The organism is Flavobacterium sp. UBA7682, from assembly GCF_002482945.1.
Lineage (GTDB): Bacteria > Bacteroidota > Bacteroidia > Flavobacteriales > Flavobacteriaceae > Flavobacterium.
The window spans coordinates 45,531-65,148 of record NZ_DLGY01000033.1 but is presented as its reverse complement, the minus strand read 5'-3'; the positions used below and the strand labels follow the sequence as shown (position 1 = coordinate 65,148).

The 19,618-nt window shown below is 35.7% G+C and carries 12 protein-coding genes; 4 read left to right on the top strand and 8 right to left on the bottom strand.

Features of this window, described 5'->3' with window-relative positions:
• Positions 1-22: 22 nt before the first annotated feature.
• The 6 genes from B3C16_RS08840 to B3C16_RS08815 all read right to left on the bottom strand — a co-directional run bounded on the left by B3C16_RS08840 (position 23) and on the right by B3C16_RS08815 (position 11,613).
• Positions 23-1,054, bottom strand: coding sequence for a PorP/SprF family type IX secretion system membrane protein (locus B3C16_RS08840; RefSeq protein ID WP_291130982.1), 1,032 nt, complete (start codon positions 1,052-1,054; stop codon positions 23-25).
• Positions 1,055-1,065: 11 nt separating this feature from the next.
• Positions 1,066-8,589 carry a PKD-like domain-containing protein gene (locus B3C16_RS08835; protein WP_291130980.1) on the bottom strand — a complete coding sequence of 2,508 codons (7,524 nt, stop codon included), beginning with the start codon at positions 8,587-8,589 and terminating at the stop codon, positions 1,066-1,068.
• A 117-nt stretch (positions 8,590-8,706) separates the two neighbouring features.
• Positions 8,707-8,922 carry an HTH domain-containing protein gene (locus tag B3C16_RS08830; RefSeq protein WP_291130978.1) on the bottom strand — a complete coding sequence of 72 codons (216 nt, stop codon included), beginning with the start codon at positions 8,920-8,922 and terminating at the stop codon, positions 8,707-8,709.
• 129 nt (positions 8,923-9,051) lie between these two features.
• Positions 9,052-9,720, bottom strand: a complete 669-nt coding sequence (locus tag B3C16_RS08825) for a response regulator (protein WP_291130976.1) — start codon at positions 9,718-9,720, stop codon at positions 9,052-9,054.
• A 6-nt stretch (positions 9,721-9,726) separates the two neighbouring features.
• A complete protein-coding gene (locus B3C16_RS08820) occupies positions 9,727-11,379 on the bottom strand; it encodes a tetratricopeptide repeat protein (protein ID WP_291130974.1) in 1,653 nt (550 codons plus the stop codon).
• A 48-nt stretch (positions 11,380-11,427) separates the two neighbouring features.
• The gene (locus B3C16_RS08815) at positions 11,428-11,613 is read right to left on the bottom strand and encodes a hypothetical protein (protein ID WP_291130972.1); all 186 of its coding nucleotides are present in this window, start codon (positions 11,611-11,613) and stop codon (positions 11,428-11,430) included.
• Between the two features lie 347 nt (positions 11,614-11,960).
• On the opposite strand from B3C16_RS08815, the gene B3C16_RS08810 reads away from it, so the two are divergent.
• The 4 genes from B3C16_RS08810 to B3C16_RS08795 all read left to right on the top strand — a co-directional run bounded on the left by B3C16_RS08810 (position 11,961) and on the right by B3C16_RS08795 (position 15,677).
• Positions 11,961-12,797 (top strand): hypothetical protein, encoded by an 837-nt coding sequence (locus tag B3C16_RS08810; protein ID WP_291130970.1) that lies wholly within the window; start codon positions 11,961-11,963, stop codon positions 12,795-12,797.
• Between the two features lie 67 nt (positions 12,798-12,864).
• Positions 12,865-13,485 (top strand): hypothetical protein, encoded by a 621-nt coding sequence (locus B3C16_RS08805; RefSeq protein ID WP_291130968.1) that lies wholly within the window; start codon positions 12,865-12,867, stop codon positions 13,483-13,485.
• Positions 13,486-13,590: 105 nt separating this feature from the next.
• Positions 13,591-14,250: a hypothetical protein gene (locus B3C16_RS08800; protein ID WP_147406818.1), complete on the top strand. Its 660-nt coding sequence runs from the start codon at positions 13,591-13,593 to the stop codon at positions 14,248-14,250.
• Positions 14,250-15,677 carry a pyridoxal phosphate-dependent decarboxylase family protein gene (locus tag B3C16_RS08795; protein ID WP_291130966.1) on the top strand — a complete coding sequence of 476 codons (1,428 nt, stop codon included), beginning with the start codon at positions 14,250-14,252 and terminating at the stop codon, positions 15,675-15,677. The genes B3C16_RS08800 and B3C16_RS08795 overlap by 1 nt, the downstream gene beginning before the upstream one ends.
• Positions 15,678-15,699: 22 nt before the next feature.
• Here the strand turns inward: B3C16_RS08795 and B3C16_RS08790 are convergent, their stop codons facing one another.
• Together B3C16_RS08790 and ccsA are read right to left on the bottom strand one after the other, a co-directional pair.
• Positions 15,700-16,662, bottom strand: a complete 963-nt coding sequence (locus B3C16_RS08790; protein WP_121312760.1) for a transporter — start codon at positions 16,660-16,662, stop codon at positions 15,700-15,702.
• A gap of 37 nt (positions 16,663-16,699) precedes the next feature.
• Positions 16,700-19,606: a cytochrome c biogenesis protein gene (gene ccsA, locus B3C16_RS08785; protein ID WP_291130963.1), complete on the bottom strand. Its 2,907-nt coding sequence runs from the start codon at positions 19,604-19,606 to the stop codon at positions 16,700-16,702.
• Positions 19,607-19,618: the final 12 nt, after the last annotated feature.

The following is a 19,618-nucleotide window of genomic DNA, read 5'->3' as shown; positions in this document are numbered from 1 at the left end:
TATAAAATAACTGTTTAGACGATTACATCTTCTGATAACCTGCCTCACCGTTGCGTTTTAATTTGACTTTATAATTGTCGCAACGATCACAACGGTAGCTGGATTGCCATGTTAAAGATAACTCATGTACGCCTTGAGTTCTGCCAATCCTTGAAGTATTCCAATCATAAGAATATCCAAAAGTAAATTCGCTGGTTTTAAAAGAAAGAACCGGATTTAATGAGGTTATTAAGTGGCTATTGGATGCTCTGCCTTCAGGGTTTGTCACAGCTATTAGTCCAAAACTAAAGCGACTGAAATCCATCACTGTTCCAATGTCCAACCTATTGTATTGTCCTTGTCGCATATAATTGGCTGTTATCAGTAGATTTGTACCTTCAGGGATTAGTTTAGAAGGAGAATTGAAAAACTCATAATAAAATCCTCCATGAACAGAAATGAATAAATCTAAGGGTACATTAGCATTTTCTCTGAAAGAAATGTCAGGTCTGTTTAAGTGTTTTACGGCTACACCAAACCATGCATCTTCCTGATCGAATACAAACCCGGCAGAAAAATCCATGAAGTTAATTTTATTGCTATAATCCATTACACCCGGGTCAACACTTCCAGGGCTAATCGCTCCAGTATTGATATTGATTTGGTCTTCCAATAAAAGATTATTAAAATTAAAGTCTTTCCTTCCATATCCTGCTTCGAGACCTAATCTCAGTCTCCAATCATAATCCAAATCAATGCGATAGGAAAAGGTTCCGTTGAACTTAAAATAATTGTAACCGGTAAATACTTCATTATGATTTAAAACGGTTATTCCAACACCTATTTCATCTTTTATTAGATTGTTGGCAAAACCAAACTGAGTGTCTATTTTACGATTGCCATCCGGCCATTGACGCCTGTGAATTAACCCTGCATTCCATGTATTAGAAATACCGGTAAATGCAGGATTTAATGTTTCCGGAACAAGATAGAATTGCGTGAATATAGGGTCTTGCGCATTACTAAAAGTTGTAATCAAAGAGAATGCTGCAACGAGAATAAATTTAAATTTCATGTGGTTTAGCATTATTTGATTAAAACAAAAGTTTGATTTTCATTCACTATCGTTCCATAGAATGTTTCGGCAGTTACTTTACTATAATAGTTTCCGTTTTCGGCATTGAAGCCTTTTATTTTTCCATCCCAACCTACCAAAACCTCTCCTTTTTCAGTATAAATGAGCGAACCCCAAGTATCATAAATATCCAATTGAACCTCTTTCAGTCTTTTAGTAACCGGTCGGTAAGTATCATTTAAAGTATCGCTATTTGGGGTAAAGGCTGTTGGCACTACTAGCAGATATCCCTTTTCAACAATTAAAGTTATGGTTTGCACATAGACACAGCCAAAAGGATAAGTAACGGTTTGCGTCACTACATAATCTCTAGGGATAAGATAGGTATGAACCGGATTTAATTCTGTTGAAAAAGTGCCATCGCCAAAATCCCAAGATACTGATACATAGTCGCCAGTAATGGTGCTGTTAAATTGGATTGGATCTCCTATTGAGTAAATTCCATAAGTGGTATACCCAAAGGAAGTTGCTTCAAAAGAAGCATAGCCAATTTCGGGGTTATCAACGTCTACGGTATAAGTTGCGCTACACCCAACATTGTCTGTAACAGTAAGAATAACAGTTCCATTGGTATTTGAATTCATTATTTGACCATTAGACCCACTAACATTTCCGCTTGACCATTGGTATTGGAATGGCGGTACACCGCCACTAGCTTGAGCTACAAAATTTTGAGTTACTTGATGACTAGCACAGTCAAAATCAGTTTGAGTTGATACGACTATTTGAATAGGATCAGGTCTGACTAAAGCGTATTGCCCTGAAGTGACACAATTATTTGCATCAGTTACCGTCACCAAATAATTTCCTGCATTCAGACTTGTTAAGTCCTCAATGGTTGAACCATTGCTCCAACTATAATTAAATGGCGCAGTGCCTCCGGATACAATTAAATTAATTGCTCCACTATTGGCTACATTACAATCCAATGGATGGGTTATGTTAGCAGAAAGAACTAAAGGTTGCGGCTGTACAATAGTGAATATTCGAACTATAAAACAAGGAGTACCATCTGATATAGTGGCTGTATATGTTCCGGGAGGTAGATTGTTTCTGATTAATCCTGATGTACTTCCGTCACTCCATGTCAGGGCTACCGGCGCAATACCTCCTGTTAAATTAAGATTAATGCTTCCGTTGTTTGCGCCGTAACAAGTTACATTAGTAACTACAGGGTTAACTGTAAATACAGGTGCTTCTGGTATAATTATAGTTTGAACTTTAATACAGCCAACATTATCTGTAACGGTTATGATATATGTTCCAGCTGACAAATTGGTTTGATTCAAAGTGGTCGCCAAATTATTCCACTGGTATTGATAGGGAGCGTTTCCGCCTGATATCATTACTGATATTGAAGCATTATTAGCGCCATAACAAGTTATTGGTGTAGTGGTATAACTGATGACTATTTCTGTAGATTGATTAATTTCAACGGTTAGGTTTTTAATACATCCTTGATCGTCTGTTACTATCAAATTGTATGTGCCAGCCGGAATATTACTTAAATTTTGACCCGAACTTGTAAAACCATTAGGACCTGTCCATGAATAAGTATAATCGGAAGTAGTTGGATTTGGAGTGCCTCCGGTTACATTTACAGTAATGGCTCCGGTTGCTGCCCCATAACATAAAACATTGGTTTGACTTAGTAAATTGACCGCTAATATTGGTGGTTGCGTTATTGTAAATGTTGCTGTTTTGGGGCCACAACTATTGGCATCTGTTACCGAAACAATATAGGTTCCGGGACTCAAATTTGAAATATCTTCACTAGTCGAATAAGGTGACCCATTATGAGTCCAGGTATAGAAATGACTTCCGGTGCCACCGGTAACAGTTATATTAACACTTCCGTTAGCGCTTCCAAAACAAGTGATATCATTTTCACTATCCACAGTGATTACAATTTCTGTTGGCTCTGTGATAATATAGGAATCTGAAAAAGGACATCCTCCTGCATCATCAATAGTAAGATTATAAGTCCCCGGTACTAAACCAGTAATATTATTTGCTGATGAGACAAATCCAATTGGACCGGTCCAATTGATTAAATATGCCGGTCCTGTTGAAAAAGGAATACCACCGGTTATATTAGTCGTAATAGAAGCATTATTAATCTCGAAACAAGTGCTGTTTGTCGCCACAACATTAGGATTAATAGCAGGATTGACCGTTACAGTTATTGTGAAATCATTGCCGATACAAACACCCGAAGTTGGGGTAATTGTATAAGTAACTGTAGCCGGACTAGTAGTAGTATTAACCAAAGTCTGACTGATTTGATTTTGTGGATTTGGTGCTGAAGTTGCCCCAGTTACAGCTCCACTCGGATTTACAACAGGGTTTGACCAAATATAGGTTGTACCAATAGGAACAATATTGCTACCGGAATTTGTTGGGGTAACTGTAAATGTAGCTCCACTGCAAATAGTAAGCATTTCTGATGCAATTTCAGGATTTGGGTTTATGGTTACCTCAGCTGCATTTGTAACAATAACTGAACATCCTCCGGTTATTGCCGAAAAGGTTACTACACAATAATAATAGTTTGTTCCTGAAACACCAGATGGTGGATTATATGTTGCATTTGTTGCTCCTGAAATTAAAGTCCCTCCGATATTTGAATTACTTGAATTAATATACCATTGATAGGTTGCAGTACCTAAACCATTAATAACTGTAAAAGACAAAACCGTCGGAGTCTGACCCAGACAAATTGTACTTGACAATGGTTGATTGGCAATAGCCGGTGCTAAATTAACTGTAACAGCAGCTATGTTAGTAGTTGCACTACATCCAATTCCATTTGGTTGGGATATTATACAATAGTAGTACAATGTACCGGCGTTATTTGTTGGAGGTATGTATACCGGATTTGTTTCTCCTGAAATTGCTGTGCCTGATGAAGTATCGTTAATTGAAGAAACATACCATTGATAAGTGTAATTAATTCCAATTCCACCTGAAACTGAAATTGACAATGCTGTGGCTGGCCCATTTTGACAGAGTGTTTGTACTGCGATTGGCTGTACATTTACAATTGGATCATTCACCACTATTACCTCTGCAACGTCACTTGTAATAATACCACAACCTGCTCCATTTAAACTAATAGTTACGTAATAGTAAAAGCTACCTGTAGCACTAAATACTGGTGGTGCATAACTTGAAGAATTGGTTCCAACTGGAGTGCCGCCTGTCGTAGTATTCACGGTATTACTATACCACTGATAGGTTGGTGTTCCAACTCCTCCAGTATAAGAAACTTGTAAAGCAGTAATTGAACCTCCAACGCAAATACTTTGAGTATTTAACGGTTGGACATCTATTATAGGCAGTGAATTAATTGTTATGACAGCTGAGTTCGAAGTAATACTGGTACATCCTCCAGCAGAAAAAGTAATCATGCAATAATAAGTATCAGTAACTGTATTGCTCGGCGTATAAGTATCATTGATTGCTCCCGGAATTAAACCATTAGTATTGTACCATTGGTAACTTGCTGTTCCGGTCCCGTTGTTATAAGCAACCGTTAAAGGGGATAAAACAGACCCTTCACATACGGTGGCCGATTGAGGTTGGGTAGTAATTATAGGTGCCGGAACAACAATTACTGTCGATACGGCGGTAGTCACTCCACATCCCAATCCGGATTGTGTTACTATGCAATAATAATATCTTGTTCCCGTAGCTACAGTCGGAGGTGTAAATGTACTTGACGTTTCTCCTGATATTACAGTACCGCCGGTATTGTTATTATTAGTATTACTATACCATTGGTAATTATAAGTACCTACCCCACCCGAAGCAGTAATTGTTAAAGCTGTGGCAACTGAATTCTGGCATTGTGTTTGGGTGGTTAACGGTTGACTACTAATCGTAGGGTCTGGTGATACTACAATTTCTGCTGTATTACTATTTACCGTTCCACAGCCATTACCATTCAAAGTCACTACTGCATAATAGTAATAATTTCCAGCATTGTTGAAAACAGGCGGTGTATAAGTTGCTGAAGTTGCTCCGGTTATTAATGTTCCTCCTGAATTGCTGTTTGAAGTATTACTATACCATTGGTAACCGGCAGTTCCAACACCTCCATTATAAGAAATTGTCAAAGCACTAATAATGCCTCCAACACAGATATTTTGAGTCAAAAGTGGTTGGGTATTGATAACAGGTAAATCATTAACCACTACCGCTGCTGTATTTGAAGTAGCACTTGTACAACCACCTGAAGTAAAGGTCACGATACAATAATAATAAGTAGTTCCTACAGGTGAAGAAGGTGGTGTAAAGGAATTGTTAGTTTCACCTGACAATAATGTTCCACCAGCATTTGAATTGGAAATACTGCTGTACCATTGATAAGCAGGGGTTCCGATCCCATTTATGTAATTAATTGTCAAAACGGTTGTTGTCCCATTTAAACAGACTGTTTGACTAACCAAAGGTTGAGTTGATATTGATGGTGCCGGAACAGTAACTACAGTTGCAGTCGCACTGGTAACTGAGCATCCCAAACCGGTTTGCATTATGATACAATAATAGTATCTAGTTCCAATAGTTGTGGTTGGAGGTGAATAAGAGCTACTTGTTGCTCCGGGTATCATGGTACCGCTTGTTGTATTGTTATTTGCATTACTATACCATTGGTAACTGAAAGTCCCAACTCCACCACTAATCGAAATTGTTAACGGAGCAGCCGTTGTATTCTGACATTGGGTTTGAGTAGCTAAGGGTTGAACTGAAATAATTGGGTCAGGTGAAACTACTATTTCTGCTGTATTACTCGTCGCAGTACCACAGCCATTTCCATTTAAACTTACAATAACATAATAGTAAAATGTCCCGGCCGTAGAAAATACCGGTGGTGTGTAAGATGGTGAATTTGTCCCAACCGGTGTCCCTCCGGTAGTTGCGTTATTAGTATTACTATACCATTGATAAGAAGCCGTTCCGACACCACCAGTATAAGACACTGTTAAGGCATTTATCACACCTCCAACACAGATATTTTGTGTAACCTGAGGTTGCGTGTTAATAGTTGGTAATGGATTGATAGTAACTGTTGCAATTGAAGAAGTTAAACTTGAACATCCACCAGATGATAAAGTAATAATACAATAGTAATATAACGTTCCTACTGTACTTGATGGCGGACTATAGGTAGCATTTGTAGCTCCGGGAATTAATGTTCCACCACTGGTAGAACTCGTTGTATTTGAGTACCATTGATATGCGGGTGTAATCGCAGATGTATTCAAAACAACGGTCAAAACTGTCGGTGTTCCACCCAAACATACTGAACTGGAGGCAGGTTGTGTTGTTATAGATGGAGCCGGATTGACATTGACAACATAACTAACCGTTGGCCCAACACAATTATTAAACGTTGGTGTGATTACGTAGGTAACTGCACCCGCATTAGGATTAGTTGTTGTGATGGTCTGAACAGGAATTGTACTGCCCGTTCCTGAAGCAGTAAATCCTGTGATGCCTGCTGTTGCTGTTGCAGTCCAAGAAAATGTAGTTCCCGGTGGATTGGCTGTCAGGTTCACCAATGTAGTTTGAGAACCTGAACAAATGGTTTGGCTCAAACTAGTATTTGTGATAACTGGTGCTGTATTCACCGAGAAAGTTTGAGTAGCAGTATTTGAAGCACCACACTCGTTCGTTGCGATTAAAGAAACCGTATAAGGACCTCCAGTAGGATAACTTATAGTTCCAGGATTTAATGTACTTGCTGTTGATGGTGTTCCACCAGGAAAACTCCAAACATAAGTCAATGTGCCTCCTGTAGGCGCGCAGTTAGTAACTGTACCTACAGGTGTTATATTTGCGGTGCCACAGGCATTAGTTATGGGAGCTATTGAAGCGGTTGGTGGTTTTTTGACAACGACTGTTTGAGTTGTATTTGTACTGCCGCATGAGTTAGTAACTGTCAATCTAATTAGATAGCTTCCTGATTCTACAAAGTTAAATGAAGCATTAGGAGTTGTTTGATTTGGAATAGATACCGTTGTAGTTGCACAATATAAAGGTGTGTGGGTTACTTGCCACAAATAAGTTGGTGCTGAACATTGATTCGTCAAATTAGTTGTATTTGTTGCTGTTACTGCAAGTGGAATACACCCTGAACTTGTATCTAGAGTAAATTGAGGTACTAAGGTTGATTGGACGCATATCACTTTTGTTATTTCATCAATACCACATCTATTTCCAATCTTGAGCTTGATTGTATAAGTTCCTACAACAGAGAAAACAGGACATATTGATGTACTGCCACTTGTCCAAGAGTTAGTATTTGAAGAGCCAAAATCATTTCCTAATGTGCCACTGCTTAAAGTATATCCTGTATTAGGAGAAATTGTCCAAATTAATTTAGGAGTTGAACAACTTGTAGAGGAAGCCGAATCTCCTCCTGTAGAAGTATTAGTAAAACATATTTGGTTACCAACACATACAGTCGTCTGCGGCAAATTAAAATTAGCTATTGGTGGTGTAGATATCCGTATTGGTACAACGGAAGCAGATGATTGATCACATGGATTTATTGCTGCAATACTAGCAAAAAAAGAATTTTGATAAGTTGTAGTACCTGAAGTACTTGTTGTTCCACATGAACTGACTAAAAAATTATGTGTTACTGAGGCTGGAGGAGGATGATTAAAATTTATTGGAGCAGAGCCATCATTAAATGTGACAACGTAAGTTGTACCAGGAGGGTTATTATCAGTACCTGTTATTGGAAATGTTAATGAAGAAGAAATACAAATATCAGTGTTGCCGGGATTTCCTAATCCTACTGCTGGATTATTTCCCACGAACACCTTATAATTTTTTACAATATTACACCCATTTTGGGCAGTTATTGTATATGTCAATGTCCATAGTCCTACTTGGTAGGTATGAGATAAACTTGTCCATGTTGTACCTGTAAAATTAGGAGAACCGTCGCCCCAATTAATTGCATAATTTGTATTTGTTGCAGTTGTAGTTGAAGCATTAAAAAAGTCTATTTGAGTTGCTTGATTATTACAAACTTTAAATGTTGGGAAGCCGTTAAAATTGCTCGCTTCTGCTGATGAATTCAAGTCAGCATTTGCTTGAGGATTTACCGTGATGATGGCATTTCCAGAAACATTAACTGAACTAGGAGGATTATCTGAATCTTCAACACTTACTAAACTGTAATTATAAACCCCCGGATTTGCAGTACTAACAGAAACCGTAACAGTACTACTATTGCCAGCAGTAACAACAGTTAAATTACTTCCGCTATTTATATTATAAGTAAAAGTATATGGTGCTGTTCCTCCACTTCCAGTAAAAGTTATAACAGGGCTAGCTGAATTTTGACAAACTGTAGTTCCACCTGATATCGTTGCCGTTGGTAGCAAAGTAGCTTTTGTCTTTGCGATCCCAAATTGACAAACCAACAGTAATAAAATGGCAATATAATTTTGTTTCATAATGTATTTTTATGAGTATCCTTTTGTTTGATCTAATAGCTTTGGGGAGCAACGTGAATGAATAAATTAGATTTAACCTAACTTATCATACAAACATAGTTAAATTTATCTTACAAACTAACCTCTGAAATTTAATTCACATTCTCTTTCGTAGCAATAATTCTTAGTCTGATGACTGTAGGCAATTGGGGCATTGAGTTCTGTTTTCATAAAGGTTAAATAATTGTACACGGAACGAACAGAAATTCCCAACTTCAATGAAATATCATTGGAATTTCCGGCTCTGTTTGCTTTTAAAAGCTCATGTATTTTTATGACTACTCTTATATCCAAAACTTTACAATTTTAACCAATAGCTCTGCAACCGAAATGCAGTTAATACTTTTGTCAAAATTAAATTCAATACAATTGCAATCCTTACGGATTACCGTAAAGCCAAAAAAAAAATATAAATGAAGAGATTTATGCTATCCCAAAGTCTTTCGCTATAGCAATTAAATGAACTGTGTTATTGGCTCTGAAGTGGTCTTTAAGTTTACTAATTCTCTTCTCAATAGTACTTTTGCTATTGGGTGTAATGCCTAGTTCTTTGAATCGAGCTTCCATTTCGTCTTGAGAGACACCGATGGCTAATTGCTGGATAATTTTAACGTCATAATCATCAATTTCGCGAGAGGATTTTTCTTTAAAAATATGTTGTATACTAGGGGAAAAATAAGGTTTATCACTATCCGCTATTTGACCAATAGCTATTTTGAGATGGTCGATACTATTTCTGCCTTTTTGAACGTATCCATTTATATGACTGTTTTCAAAAAGTGATTTAATTCTGAAAGTTTTATCTTCAACGGAGTAAACTATGATTTTAAGGGCGGGTTGCAATACTCTAATTTGCTGAATGGCTTCGTCGCCGGATTTTACTCTTACGTCACGGTGGTCTTGTTCAAAAGATAAGTCGGAAATAAAAAGATCATAAGGCGAATTGTCTGCAATAGCTTTCTTTATTTTCAAAATGGCATCATCACAGTATTTGACATGGTCAATATTGGTTATCGATAATTCATTCAGCGCTTGAATTACCCCAATATTAATACTGTCTATATCTTCGGCTATTAATACTCTTTTAAACATGGCATTTTACTTTGGTATTTGAATGGTCACTTTGAAACCTTTATGGGTTTGATTGTCAAAAATAAAAGTTCCTTTCACAGCAAGAATACGGTTTTCCGCATTTTGCAAACCTTTTTTTGAAAATTGGTTATTGTCAATTCCTTTACCGTTATCTGTATATTGTATCTCGACAAATTTTGGTGTGCTTTCAAAACTAAGCATCACTAAATTGGCTTCACTGTGCTTTTTCATGTTTACCAATAACTCTTGTAAAACCCTATAAACAGCTATTTTCTTTTCGATTGCTATTTTTGACCAAATAATTGCATTTAGGTTTTTGGTAATGACATTTACTTTGCTGTTACTATACCCAGAGATCATTTCTTTTAAATCATTCTCGAATTTAGCATCAGTATTGATACTGCTGTTTTCTTTGGAAATATTTCGTGTTCGGCTATAAATCTTGTCGAGATTATCAATAAGTGTTTCTTTTTTATCGGGAAGTTGTAAATTTTGGGTTTCAGCGAAGGTCATAGCATTATAGACATCGTTGGCGAGTTCGTCGTGCAGCTTTTTTGAAATACGCGTTTCCGTCGTGTAGGAAATGGTTTTTAACTTGTTTTTGTTTCTGGAGCGTATTAAAAAATACGATAATATACTTAGTAAAACTGCCGAAAGGAAAAGGATAAAGTAGAGTTGCTTTTGTCCTTTTTGAATTTCAAGATTTTTAAATGCTGTTGTTGAATCATATTTAATCTTAGCGAACTGATTTTTAGCTGAACTTCTAGCCAATGACAAACTATCATTAAGTCTAAAAAACTCAGCCGAATATTGTTTCACGATGTTAGGTTCACTGTTTTCAATCAACCATCGCAAAGCTTCCAGCTCATCATCGGGACTGTTTATTTTTTTTGCACTTATTAGGGCTTTCATTGCATGCTTTTGTGCTACTGCTTTATCGGTTTCTTTAAAGTATTCAGACAAATGAATGTTCGATGGGATTTTACCAAAATCGTCCTTTAAACTATCTCTTATTTTTAATGATGTTACCAGATTAACATAGCCATCAGAATGCTTTGCTTTAAATTGGGCATAACCTAAGTTATCATATACACGGGCTATTTCAATCTTGTTATTTTGTAAAAACGGATTCTTAATTAGCGGTTTTAATATTTGAATAGCCTTAGCGTATTGTCCTTTTTCCAAATGAATCAATCCAATATTATTTTTGGCAATGACTTTCGATAAGCTATCTGTAAAAGACAATAAGGCCTTTTCGTAATAATACAAGGCCGATTCAAAGTTTTTTTGCTTGTCATAACTAACCGCAAGCATGTTATACGAATAAGGGAGATAAGTTCTTCCTTTGTAATGCGCTAATCCTTCTGCTATGGTTTCTTCGGCGCCATATAAGTCACCTACATATTGCTGAACAGTAGCCATCTGAAGCATAGCATACATATACCCCTCACTAGATTTGTCAATGCATTTGTCTTTGGCCTGATTATAATAAAAATAGGCACTATCTAATTGTTTTTTTTTGTAGAAAGCGGTATCCCCTTTGTTTATCAAGTGAGTATAATCATTGAATTCTTGATTATTTTTTTTTCCAGTACAAGAAAACAAACCAACAAGGATTATGAAAATTAAAATCGGGAAACATACCTTTTTTCGTATCATTTCCCGAAGTTATTAAATAATTTTTAGTACTGAATATAAAACTAAAAATTATATCGTTTTCCCGAAACCAGTTGCCGGTGGAGGTGGAGGTGGAGGTGGAACCGGAATGCCTTGTTGTCCACCGGTATCATCGGCTACTTGGTTTTGAGTTGGTGTCTGCATTTCATCAGCAGTGCAAGAGGTCATCGCAATTGACGACAAGATAAAAAACGAAAATAAAAGTATTTTTTTCATGATAATGTTTTATTAAAAATTTGACATAGCTGTGGCTGTCCGGGTCTTTCCCGAAGCCATTGCAAAGGCTAAAACCGATGCGGAATTTTGAGTATTTGAAATACTGTTTTGGGAAGTGAAGTGCGCTGTTACAGAACCGTTTGATTATACTTCCCGAATAAAAATTCAGTCCTGCATAGCGTCACTTTTTAAGAAGTAGTTTTGTACATTTGTTCTATCGCGATGTAGAACAAGAACTAATTCTGAGACAAAGGAATGGGGTTTTGGTATGAGTGTTTATAAGGAATTCCGGTATTTCCGATGTTTCCGATTAATTCTGAATAATTCCGAAAATTCAATTGTTTTTTATGAAGAAAATTACTTTCAAAGTTTATAAAGAGGAGATTATTAAGCGATTTGCTCTAGCTAAAAATGAAGATGCATCGGGTATATTAGCTAAACCTACCCCTGCTTTATTGCGAAACTTGTGTAGTTTGAAATGTGTTAAAGGACTGAAACCTGCTGATGAAGAGTTAATGAGAGTTTTTTTTGAAACAAAACCCGATGAGAATTTAAAGCAATCTATAGAGCGATGCAATATTGATAAGTTTAAGCCTATCATCTCATTCTTAAAAGGGGAAAAAGATACTGAAAACCCAACAAGAGTGGGCTTAGCTGCAATATTGGTAGATTTTGAACCAAGACCATATACTTTATTTATGGGAAATGAGAGAATAGGAAATGAAGTAGAATCGAAACCGCACAAGGATGAGGATCATATAATACAGGGTTTTACCTTAGAAGATAGCTCCAATAAAGGATTGTACAGAAGATGGCAGTATTTACTATTTATTTTACTGGGTATTTTTTGTTTAGGTTTTGTAGTAAAGCGCATTGTCTATCCTGAAAAACAATGCATGCAATGGCAAAATGACCACTATGAAAAAATAGATTGTCAAAGTGAAATTAACAATTTATACGCGGCCTCTCCTATTGTACCATTTGAAAAAAATACAGCAACACTAAGAAAATTAACAGTATGCGATACCACCACTTTTTATGAAGGTGAAAAAGCAATAATTTGGTATTGTAAGGTCAATGGTGTACCTGAGTATTTTGATGGTCCTGGATTTCATCCTGTTACAGAAAAAGGGTTGAGACCGGTGACTGACTATATTATAAGTAAGTATGTGAGATCAAAATAAACTATATTTCGTAACAATTTTACCTAAAGAGAAAATTCATTATACATTTCTTTCTCATTAACAAATCATGCTAACAGATACATTTCTCCAACTCGTTAAAAAATACTCCAAAGACCACGAATTGGCCAATAACTTATGGTTGGAAATATTTACTAAATATTCTGAATCTAAAAGACACTATCATACTGTTGACCATCTTGAAGCTATGATAACCGACTTAAAAGCGGTGCAGGACAAAATTGAAGATTGGGACACTACCCTTTTTGCTGTTTTTTATCACGACATCATCTATAAAGCATCGAGTATTACTAATGAAGGTGACAGTGCTAAACTGGCTATGCATAGACTTTCTGAAATTGGTTACGCTGCCGACCAAATAGCAAAATGCGCCAATATGATTTTGGCTACCAAACTACATGAACTTTCAGCCGATAGTGATACCAACTTTTTAACTGATGCTGACTTGTCCATACTAGGCAAAAACGCAGAAGACTATCAAAAATACACTGAACAAATACGAGAGGAATATACGCTTTATCCTGATTTTATGTATACCTCCGGGAGAAAGAAAGCGCTTCAACATTTTCTTCAAATGGAAAGCATATATAAAACTGAATATTTCCAAAGAAAATACGGAATAGAGGCTAAAACAAATATTGAAAATGAACTCCAAAGTTTCAAACAATAATTAAAATTAGACGTTAGAACGTTTACTCTATTATAATAAATACTTATCGTTTGTAACCTTATTTCATAATTAGCATCAAAATTGCAAATCAAAATTTGCAAAACCATGGGTTTTATTTTCCCTTACAAAGTCAAAGTCGTTAAAAAAAGATTCTTAAACGAACGGATTGTCAAACTATCAATCGAGAAACCATACAACTACAATTGCAAGTTCGGTCAGGTAATTGATTTAAGCATTGATGCACCAGAATTCGGATTAGAGGTGGACACTTTTACAATTATAGACGTAAGCGGAAAAACTTTTTTCGATATAATCGTTAAGAGTTGTCCAAATGACAGTAAAATTTCAGATTACCTCAGTATAATAAACACTAATGAAAGCATTTTTATATCCGAAGCATGGGATGCACAGGAATACGAAGGTCCGGGGCTGTTTATAGTGGAAAATATTTTTACAGCACGGGTTTTAAGTGTCCTAAAAAAAATTACTCCGGAATCGACAACCATTTCAAATCACAAACTTTTGTCGTTGAGCGAGACAAAATCAGATGTTTTTTTTGATTTGGAATTAAAAAAAATCTTAGGTACAAATTACAAAAACATTTATGCTGAGAATGGCATAGATTATTATACCTTACTTAAAAGAAGAGTAAAAAATTCAGGTCAAAACATTTATATATGTGGTTCTTATAAATTTGAAAAGAGGATAATCACTGCACTTCTAAATATTGGTTTTACTCACGAACAAATAAATACAGGAAAGTAATGAAGAACAAAAAGTTATATTTATTGGAAGAATCGCAGCAACAACGTAAAGAACTATTAGATAAAACAATAACATTCGGCGAGAATTTCCTCGATAACTTAACACATTTAAAGGCATATAATAAACCCCTAAGTGCTACTGTCAGTACAAATAAAAAATTGTTAATTAATGATAACACTGCTAATATAGAGGAAATTTTATTGCTATTGGAAGAAGAAGTATTGAAACCTGGTTTGAATACCGCTTCCGGAGCTAACATGGGATACATTCCTGGAGGAGGGATTTTCAGTTCTGCGCTCGGTGATTACATAGCCGCTATCTCCAACAAATTTGCAGGAGTATTTTATGCCTCTCCGGGAGCAGTAAACATGGAAAATGAATTAATCAGATGGACAGCAAATCTTGCCGGGTATACTGAAGGTTATGGTGGTAATTTGACTTCAGGGGGAAGTTACGCAAACCTGATAGCACTCTTAACAGCAAAAAGAGCAAAAAATATAAATATCCGAAATGTAGAGAAAACAGTTGTTTACTGTTCGCATCAATCACATCACAGCATACAAAAAGCCATTAATATTATCGGCCTAGAGGACTGTATTATTCGGTACATTAATATTGATTCTGAATTACGTATTGATGTGAAAGAATTGGAAGTACAGATTACAGAGGATTTAAAAATTGGTTTGAATCCTTTTTTAGTTATTGCCAATGCAGGATCAACAGATGCAGGTATGATTGATCCTCTACTTGACATTGGGAAGATCGCAGCGAAACATTCGATATGGTTTCATATAGATGCTGCCTATGGCGGATTTTATCTTATGACAAATAGGGGAAGAAAAAAGTTAAACGGTATTTCAGCCGCAGATTCTATAATCATGGATCCGCATAAGAGCCTATTTCTTCCCTATGGTTCCGGTATAGTTTTAATAAAGGATATCAAACATCTTATTGCAGCCAATCAGTACACTGCTAATTATATGCAGGATGCCGGTGAAGATGGTAATAGCTATTCTCCCTCCATCCTTTCACCCGAACTTAGTAAACATTTCAGAGGATTGAGAATGTGGCTACCATTAAAGCTATATGGCCAAAGTGCATTTAAAGAATATTTAGACGAAAAATTAGACCTTGCAAAATATTTTTATTCTGAGGTAAAAAAAATCGGTTTTGAGTTAGGCCCAAAACCAGATTTATCAGTTGTAATTTTTAGATATGTACCCAAAAATGGTAACGCAGACCATTTTAATCGCTTTATCGTAAAAGAAATACAAAATAATGGAAAGGTTTTTATTTCAAGCACAATCATTAACGGAAACTTTACTTTAAGAGCAGCTATTGTCTCTTTTAGGACTCATAAAACAGAAGTTGACTTTTTGTTAAATATGCTAAGTAAAATAATTAGTTCAGAAGGAGTAACATTGTAATGTGACTAAAGAAGGAATTATTCTAAAAGGACTTAACAATTCCTATTCTTACTCTAACTCCCGCGTCATTTTGTTGCCCATTCACATTTTGAATAATGGGACTCGAAAAAGTCAATGGAAAGCTCCATTGGTCATAACTGAAATTGGCACCCAGATTTAGAAAGCCAAGATAATAACCGGAATCTTGATCTATAATGTCATCTTCTCTTATTTTATCGAGCCATTCACCGTAGTAACCGCCAAAAATTGTCCATCTGTATTTTGTTTCAGTGATTTCATATGGTGAATCTTCAGATATCTGTTCTCCTTTAACTTGTAACTCCTTTATGCTATAGGAGATTGAAATATTTTGGACTGATATATTTCCATAATAATTTCCTTTAAATCCATTGGTGGTAAATTTAAAAGTGCCATTACCTTGAAGAGTGATATTGTTCTCCCATCGCTTTGAAATAAGTAACCCAATCATTGGGTCAAATGAGCCTGAACCGACAACAACAGTAGTATTATCAAAATTCGAACCTTTCTGAATTCCCGTAGGCAATTCGAGACCTCCTTGTAAGGCTAGGTTAAAATTATTTTTAGAATAAGCATTAAATGTGCTCACTACCATTAAATCACCAACACCATTATCATTACCACTATTGGTTTGCAAAAAGACATAAGGGATTAAGGCAGATAAAGTGAGCTTATCAGTAATCCCATAACGAGCTCCCAAAGAATTTACAAAAATACTCTTGAGTGGAGTTTCTTCCTCTTCGTGCTTTTCTTGATTTTCAATTGAGTGTGATTTCAAATTGATATTACGGTATTCAGTATAATTTTCAATGATAAACTGTTTTTTTTGAAGTGTTAACTTTCCGTTATTATTACTATTGAAACTCCCTGACGAGCCGGTTGCAGCCCCGGCGCAGCAGGCACATTGACCATTAACATAGTTTACAGAAAAAAAAACAGACATAAGTAATAGTTTATATCTTTTCATAGATTTTAAATTTAGTTGAGAAAAAAAGGTAATAATTTTAAGGTTTTAAAAAGGCCTTTTGTTTATAGAAAGAAAATACTGCCAACACCAGTAGTCCGGCCAACGAAAGATATACATACACTGGCGTAATTACTTTGTCCCCTTTTGCATAGGAATGCAACCCCGACAAATAAAAGTTAACCCCAAAATATGTCATCAGTATCGAATAATAAGACAAAACACTAAACAAAGAAAAGAGCCATTTGCCTTTTAGAATCGGAACTAATCTCATATGGATAACAAAAGCATATATCATTATGCTGATTAATGCCCAGGTTTCCTTAGGATCCCATGCCCAATACCTACCCCAACTTTCATTAGCCCATTGGCCACCTAAAAAATTACCGATAGTTAGCATAATAAGTCCGACAGTCATTGAGATTTCTGTAATCAGCAGGACTTTTGTTATCGATAGCCCTAATTTATCTTTATTGGAATCATTTAAAAAACACATCATAAGTAATGAAACTATTCCTAGCATCATTGCCAACGTAAAAGGTCCATAGCTTGCCACAATTATAGCTACATGAATCATCAGCCAATAGGAATTTAAAACCGGTTGTAAATTGGCAATAGAAGGATCAAGCCAATTCCAATGAGCAACCATTAGTATCATTGAACAAACAAAAGCAGTTGATGCAATCGTCAAACTTGATTTTTTGCCTAATACTAATCCGAATAACATGGTAGCCCAACTTATGTAAATGATTGTTTCGTAAGCATCGCTCCACGGTGCATGACCCGAAATATACCATCTGCAAATAAGCCCTAAAGTATGTAAGCCAAAAAGTAAAAGAATCAAATAATGCATTACTTTTAGACAAACTCCTAGTGGCTTTGAAGGCTTGAAAATCATGATTATTGAAAAAACAAGCATAAGAATTCCAACATACAGGTACCATTTAAATAGTCCTTTGAATACATCATAATGATTGTAAAGCAATTCAGCACTTATTTTAGAATTAGAGGGTCTAACTTTACTTCCAAACCTTAATTGATATCTTTCAATACTGTGCAACAGTGAGTCAGATTTAGCGTAATTAGTGTCATCGAAAGCCGAGTTTAAAGAACTTAAGTAAAGAGGTATGATATTTTCCACAAAAAGCAAATCTTTATCTTTAATTTTCGAACGCCTAGCGTCAGAGGCTGAAATCCATTTATTATTAGCATCATTTGGAACTGGAAATATATTGAGCACTCGACCACTCAAAAGATTATAATAGATATTAACCCGCTTGTCTGTTTCTATAAAATCCTTCTCATATTGATTGGGTAGTGCGGAACGATAAGAATCTTTAGCTTGATTTGCAAGTTTATACAGTCCACTGTCATCAAAAAAATCTGCTAGAGCCGCAAATTTTTCACCCGCCTCTAAACCAATTAGTTTTCTTAGGCTATCATTATCTTTTTTCAAATATATCAATGGGACATTATACCATACCTTTGGTTGTTGCAAAATCGAAATCACAACCTGGTCAGAGTTCAAGGTGTTATAATGATCATTTTTACTTATCTTCCTTAACAATTCAGACGAATAAGTATTTAAGGGTTTCATTCTCCCAACTTCATCTTGTACAACTAATCTACTGAATAAATCAGCATGGTGGGGAGGAACAGCATAAAAATTTATAATCGAATCCAAGCGTACTTTAATAGCAGCCCTTTCAGAAGTCTTTATCGATTGTCCATGAGATGCTACACTTGATAACAGGAAAAAAAGCATCGTCATAACAAAGCCAATCTTTGAGAGATTCTTAAGTTTTTTTCGGGCAATTCCAAATCTTGATTTCTTATCAAACAATAATAAAATCAATCCTAGATACAACAATGTGTATCCGAAGTAAGTGATGTTAGTCCCTAGACGGTCATGATTTACTGCCAAAACAGTCCCTTTCTCATCGGGATGGTAAGAAGCCTGAAAAAAACGATAACCATCATAATCTAAAACGTGATTCATATAAATTCTTTCTTTCATTTCCTTATTCTTATCCAAAACAGAAACTTTGCTTTCAAATGAGGAATAACTGTTTAACGTGCCAGGATATTTTTCTGCAACAAAATCATTTAGCCTAATTTTAAAAGGGATCTTAAACTCTCTGCTTCCATAACATAATTTTAGTCTCAAATTATCAAGTATCACAATTTCTGGAACTCCTTTCTTCTTTTCCTTTCCAAACAAAATCACTTCTCTGACAATATCTCCAACTTTGATTTTGAGTTCAAGAGCGTCATTTTCTTCCCTCCTTTCACTTTTCAGATCTGAAATAACATCCAACATTCCTCTCTGTGGTAATTGTGGAACAACAAATTGTATAGTATTAAATTGATAAAGGCTTTTTATACGGAGTAAAGAGTCAACATTGGCAACAATACTACCGCTTGCTCCGGTAGCCATTTCCAAAAAACTACCCGTAACAGGTGCTTTAACCACTAGTTCTCCATTCTTACCTGTTATAAAGTTAATGGCATTGAGCATGGGTTTATTAAAGGTAAACGTAACATTTGATGTCTTAAGAATGTCTCCTTCACGGATAAAGTGATCAACTCTTTCATTATCCATTATCGTGACAATTGCCAGGTATCTCTGTCCATTCTCATCCTGTCTCAAAACTTGTTTTGCATTTACTACAAAACGACTGTAGAAAAGCTCAACTGGTTTACCTTGATGATTAACACGAATACTAAAATCATTGTTACGTTCAGCAAATTGAGATAATAACAATGGTTTATTAATAACAGTCCGCTCTTGTAATCCTTTAGTTTCAATTTCAGCCATTAAATAAGCTTTGTCAGACACTATCTCTTGTTTACTTTCCCCTTCTCTTAATGAGACTGTTCCCTCAAGTCCAAAATATCTAGTGATAAATGCTCCGGTTATAATAAAAACAAAAGCTAAGTGTAGCATCAAGATTATAAT